The following is a 5445-nucleotide window of genomic DNA, read 5'->3' as shown; positions in this document are numbered from 1 at the left end:
TGCTCTTTAAAAACTAACAGCCGATAAGTGTGGGCGCTTGATGGCGAGTGCGGCTGGTTCTTCGGAATCGGCAATAGCAAAAGTATCAAGAGTCTCACACGAAGTATCAGAGGAAGGTTTGTTCATCTTTGGATGGAATAAATCATCGTCAGTACGTTGAGTGAGCGACCTATTCGGAAGAATAGAAAACAGTAACAGGTATTGAACTGAAGAGTTTGATCCTGGCTCAGATTGAACGCTGGCGGCATGCCTTACACATGCAAGTCGAACGGCAGCACGGGGGCAACCCTGGTGGCGAGTGGCGAACGGGTGAGTAATACATCGGAACGTGTCCTGTAGTGGGGGATAGCCCGGCGAAAGCCGGATTAATACCGCATACGACCTAAGGGAGAAAGCGGGGGATCTTCGGACCTCGCGCTATAGGGGCGGCCGATGGCAGATTAGCTAGTTGGTGGGGTAAAGGCCTACCAAGGCGACGATCTGTAGCTGGTCTGAGAGGACGACCAGCCACACTGGGACTGAGACACGGCCCAGACTCCTACGGGAGGCAGCAGTGGGGAATTTTGGACAATGGGGGCAACCCTGATCCAGCAATGCCGCGTGTGTGAAGAAGGCCTTCGGGTTGTAAAGCACTTTTGTCCGGAAAGAAAACTTCGTCCCTAATATGGATGGAGGATGACGGTACCGGAAGAATAAGCACCGGCTAACTACGTGCCAGCAGCCGCGGTAATACGTAGGGTGCGAGCGTTAATCGGAATTACTGGGCGTAAAGCGTGCGCAGGCGGTCTGTTAAGACCGATGTGAAATCCCCGGGCTTAACCTGGGAACTGCATTGGTGACTGGCAGGCTTTGAGTGTGGCAGAGGGAGGTAGAATTCCACGTGTAGCAGTGAAATGCGTAGAGATGTGGAGGAATACCGATGGCGAAGGCAGCCTCCTGGGCCAACACTGACGCTCATGCACGAAAGCGTGGGGAGCAAACAGGATTAGATACCCTGGTAGTCCACGCCCTAAACGATGTCAACTAGTTGTTGGGGATTCATTTCCTTAGTAACGTAGCTAACGCGTGAAGTTGACCGCCTGGGGAGTACGGTCGCAAGATTAAAACTCAAAGGAATTGACGGGGACCCGCACAAGCGGTGGATGATGTGGATTAATTCGATGCAACGCGAAAAACCTTACCTACCCTTGACATGGTCGGAACCCTGCTGAAAGGTGGGGGTGCTCGAAAGAGAACCGGCGCACAGGTGCTGCATGGCTGTCGTCAGCTCGTGTCGTGAGATGTTGGGTTAAGTCCCGCAACGAGCGCAACCCTTGTCCTTAGTTGCTACGCAAGAGCACTCTAAGGAGACTGCCGGTGACAAACCGGAGGAAGGTGGGGATGACGTCAAGTCCTCATGGCCCTTATGGGTAGGGCTTCACACGTCATACAATGGTCGGAACAGAGGGTTGCCAAGCCGCGAGGTGGAGCCAATCCCAGAAAACCGATCGTAGTCCGGATCGCAGTCTGCAACTCGACTGCGTGAAGCTGGAATCGCTAGTAATCGCGGATCAGCATGCCGCGGTGAATACGTTCCCGGGTCTTGTACACACCGCCCGTCACACCATGGGAGTGGGTTTCACCAGAAGTAGGTAGCCTAACCGCAAGGAGGGCGCTTACCACGGTGGGATTCATGACTGGGGTGAAGTCGTAACAAGGTAGCCGTATCGGAAGGTGCGGCTGGATCACCTCCTTTCTCGAGCTTCGCACACGAAGTTAAGCGCTCACGCTTATCGGCTGTTGTTTGAAGACAGGCTTTGGGTCTGTAGCTCAGTCGGTTAGAGCACCGTCTTGATAAGGCGGGGGTCGTTGGTTCGAATCCAACCAGACCCACCACGGTCAAGATGAGTCAGGCAGTCAGTGAGGCTGCAGACGCGAGACGCGGGGGATTAGCTCAGCTGGGAGAGCACCTGCTTTGCAAGCAGGGGGTCGTCGGTTCGATCCCGTCATCCTCCACCAAGTCCTCAATGCGCAGTGTTTCGTGAAGCACTTTGCATTGGCGATTGAAAGCCAGTTGATGTCGCAGGCGAGTGAAGTGAGCTTGTCGGCTAAACGTTCTTTAACAATCTGGAAGAAGTAGTAAAGAGACTATCTAAAAGCACTTAGAGATGGGTGTGAGTCGGGTAGTCAGGGTAGTGATTGTATCAAGTATGAAAAGTGATCTTGATGATGACTTGGAATACGGCACAACGCGAATACTCAGCCTATGGCGAGGGTGGCTCGAGAGAGACACACTTGTTATAGGGTCAAGCGAACAAGTGCATGTGGTGGATGCCTTGGCGATCACAGGCGATGAAGGACGCGGTAGCCTGCGAAAAGTTGTGGGGAGCTGGCAAACGAGCTTTGATCCACAAATGTCCGAATGGGGAAACCCACTCCTAATGGAGTACCCACAACTGAATACATAGGTTGTGTGGAGCGAACGCGGTGAACTGAAACATCTAAGTAACCGCAGGAAAAGAAATCAACCGAGATTCCCAAAGTAGTGGCGAGCGAAATGGGATCAGCCTGTACTCTTTATCTTTGTTGTTAGTCGAACGCTCTGGAAAGTGCGGCCATAGCAGGTGATAGCCCTGTAGACGAAAACAGCGAGGAAGAACTAGGGGTACGACAAGTAGGGCGGGACACGTGAAATCCTGTCTGAAGATGGGGGGACCATCCTCCAAGGCTAAATACTCGTGATCGACCGATAGTGAACCAGTACCGTGAGGGAAAGGCGAAAAGAACCCCGGGAGGGGAGTGAAATAGATCCTGAAACCGCATGCATACAAACAGTCGGAGCCTGGAAACGGGTGACGGCGTACCTTTTGTATAATGGGTCAGCGACTTACGTTCAGTAGCGAGCTTAACTGATTAAGGCAGGCGTAGCGAAAGCGAGTCCGAACAGGGCGATCAGTTGCTGGGCGTAGACCCGAAACCAAGTGATCTATCCATGGCCAGGTTGAAGGTGCGGTAACACGTACTGGAGGACCGAACCCACTAACGTTGAAAAGTTAGGGGATGAGCTGTGGATAGGGGTGAAAGGCTAAACAAACTTGGAAATAGCTGGTTCTCTCCGAAAACTATTTAGGTAGTGCCTCGTGTATCACCTTCGGGGGTAGAGCACTGTCATGGTTGTGGGGTCCATTGCGGATTACTACGCCATAGCAAACTCCGAATACCGAAGAGTGCAATCACGGGAGACAGACATCGGGTGCTAACGTCCGGTGTCAAGAGGGAAACAACCCAGACCGCCAGCTAAGGTCCCAAAGATTGGCTAAGTGGGAAACGAAGTGGGAAGGCTAAAACAGTCAGGAGGTTGGCTTAGAAGCAGCCACCCTTTAAAGAAAGCGTAATAGCTCACTGATCGAGTCGTCCTGCGCGGAAGATGTAACGGGGCTCAAGCCAGTCACCGAAGCTGCGGATGCGTACGCAAGTACGTGTGGTAGGAGAGCGTTCCGTAAGCCTGCGAAGGTGCGTTGAAAAGCGTGCTGGAGGTATCGGAAGTGCGAATGCTGACATGAGTAGCGATAAAGGGGGTGAAAAGCCCCCTCGCCGTAAGCCCAAGGTTTCCTACGCAACGTTCATCGGCGTAGGGTGAGTCGGCCCCTAAGGCGAGGCAGAAATGCGTAGCTGATGGGAAGCAGGTCAATATTCCTGCACCATTGTTAGATGCGATGGGGGGACGGATCGCGGAAGGTTGTCCGGGTGTTGGACGTCCCGGTCGCTGCGTTGGAGAAGGCACTTAGGCAAATCCGGGTGCGTAATTCAAGGGCGTGGCGCGAGCTTCTTCGGAAGCGAAGCAATTGGAAGTGGTTCCAAGAAAAGCCTCTAAGCTTCAGTCTAACGATGACCGTACCGCAAACCGACACAGGTGGGCGAGATGAGTATTCTAAGGCGCTTGAGAGAACTCGGGAGAAGGAACTCGGCAAATTGGTACCGTAACTTCGGGATAAGGTACGCCCTTGTAGCTTGACTGGCCTGCGCCAGGAGGGTGAAAGGGTTGCAATAAACTGGTGGCTGCGACTGTTTAATAAAAACACAGCACTCTGCAAACACGAAAGTGGACGTATAGGGTGTGACGCCTGCCCGGTGCCGGAAGATTAAATGATGGGGTGCAAGCTCTTGATTGAAGTCCCGGTAAACGGCGGCCGTAACTATAACGGTCCTAAGGTAGCGAAATTCCTTGTCGGGTAAGTTCCGACCTGCACGAATGGCGTAACGATGGCCACACTGTCTCCTCCCGAGACTCAGCGAAGTTGAAGTGTTTGTGATGATGCAATCTCCCCGCGGCTAGACGGAAAGACCCCATGAACCTTTACTGTAGCTTTGCATTGGACTTTGAACCGATCTGTGTAGGATAGGTGGGAGGCTATGAAACCGGAACGCCAGTTTCGGTGGAGCCGTCCTTGAAATACCACCCTGGTTTGTTTGAGGTTCTAACCTTGGCCCGTGATCCGGGTCGGGGACAGTGCATGGTAGGCAGTTTGACTGGGGCGGTCTCCTCCCAAAGCGTAACGGAGGAGTACGAAGGTACGCTAGGTACGGTCGGAAATCGTGCTGATAGTGCAATGGCATAAGCGTGCTTAACTGCGAGACCGACAAGTCGAGCAGGTGCGAAAGCAGGTCATAGTGATCCGGTGGTTCTGTATGGAAGGGCCATCGCTCAACGGATAAAAGGTACTCTGGGGATAACAGGCTGATACCGCCCAAGAGTTCATATCGACGGCGGTGTTTGGCACCTCGATGTCGGCTCATCTCATCCTGGGGCTGTAGCCGGTCCCAAGGGTATGGCTGTTCGCCATTTAAAGAGGTACGTGAGCTGGGTTTAAAACGTCGTGAGACAGTTTGGTCCCTATCTGCCGTGGGCGTTGGATATTTGAAGGGGGCTGCTCCTAGTACGAGAGGACCGGAGTGGACGAACCTCTGGTGTACCGGTTGTGACGCCAGTCGCATCGCCGGGTAGCTATGTTCGGAAGAGATAACCGCTGAAAGCATCTAAGCGGGAAACTCGCCTTAAGATGAGATATCCCCGGGGCTTCGAGCCCCTTGAAGGGTCGTTCCAGACCAGGACGTTGATAGGTCAGGTGTGTAAGTGCAGTAATGCATTGAGCTAACTGATACTAATTGCCCGTAAGGCTTGATCCTATAACCAGTGTGTTTCACGTACTGACTTGGCGCCACAGCGCTTGGTCAATACCACCCCTGGTTGAGTAGCGTTGTGCGACACTCACTCCCCAAACACTTCTACTTCTTCCCAGATTGGTTGTCGCGCCCACCCAGGCGAGACAACAACAAGTCATGCCTGATGACCATAGCGAGTCGGTCCCACCCCTTCCCATCCCGAACAGGACCGTGAAACGACTCCACGCCGATGATAGTGCGGATACCCGTGTGAAAGTAGGTAATCGTCAGGCTCCTCATGCT

General features: G+C 53.3%; 2 tRNA genes and 3 rRNA genes. All 5 read left to right on the top strand.

Annotation, left to right across the window (positions count from 1 at the left end):
* Positions 1-203 precede the first annotated feature (203 nt).
* Positions 204-1735, top strand: a 16S ribosomal RNA gene (locus BG60_RS35840).
* Positions 1736-1798: 63 nt separating this feature from the next.
* Positions 1799-1875: transfer RNA gene (locus tag BG60_RS35835), tRNA-Ile, on the top strand.
* Between the two features lie 47 nt (positions 1876-1922).
* A tRNA-Ala gene (locus tag BG60_RS35830) sits at positions 1923-1998 on the top strand.
* Between the two features lie 285 nt (positions 1999-2283).
* Positions 2284-5166, top strand: a 23S ribosomal RNA gene (locus tag BG60_RS35825).
* A 156-nt stretch (positions 5167-5322) separates the two neighbouring features.
* Positions 5323-5435, top strand: a 5S ribosomal RNA gene (gene rrf, locus BG60_RS35820).
* The 16S, 23S and 5S rRNA genes sit together here with 2 tRNA genes alongside, the layout of an rRNA operon.
* Positions 5436-5445: the final 10 nt, after the last annotated feature.

It is taken from the genome of Caballeronia zhejiangensis (assembly GCF_000698575.1).
In the GTDB taxonomy this organism is placed as follows: Bacteria; Pseudomonadota; Gammaproteobacteria; order Burkholderiales; family Burkholderiaceae; genus Caballeronia; species Caballeronia zhejiangensis.
The sequence above is the reverse complement of the archived record's forward strand: the minus strand, read 5'-3'. Positions and strand labels throughout refer to the sequence as shown.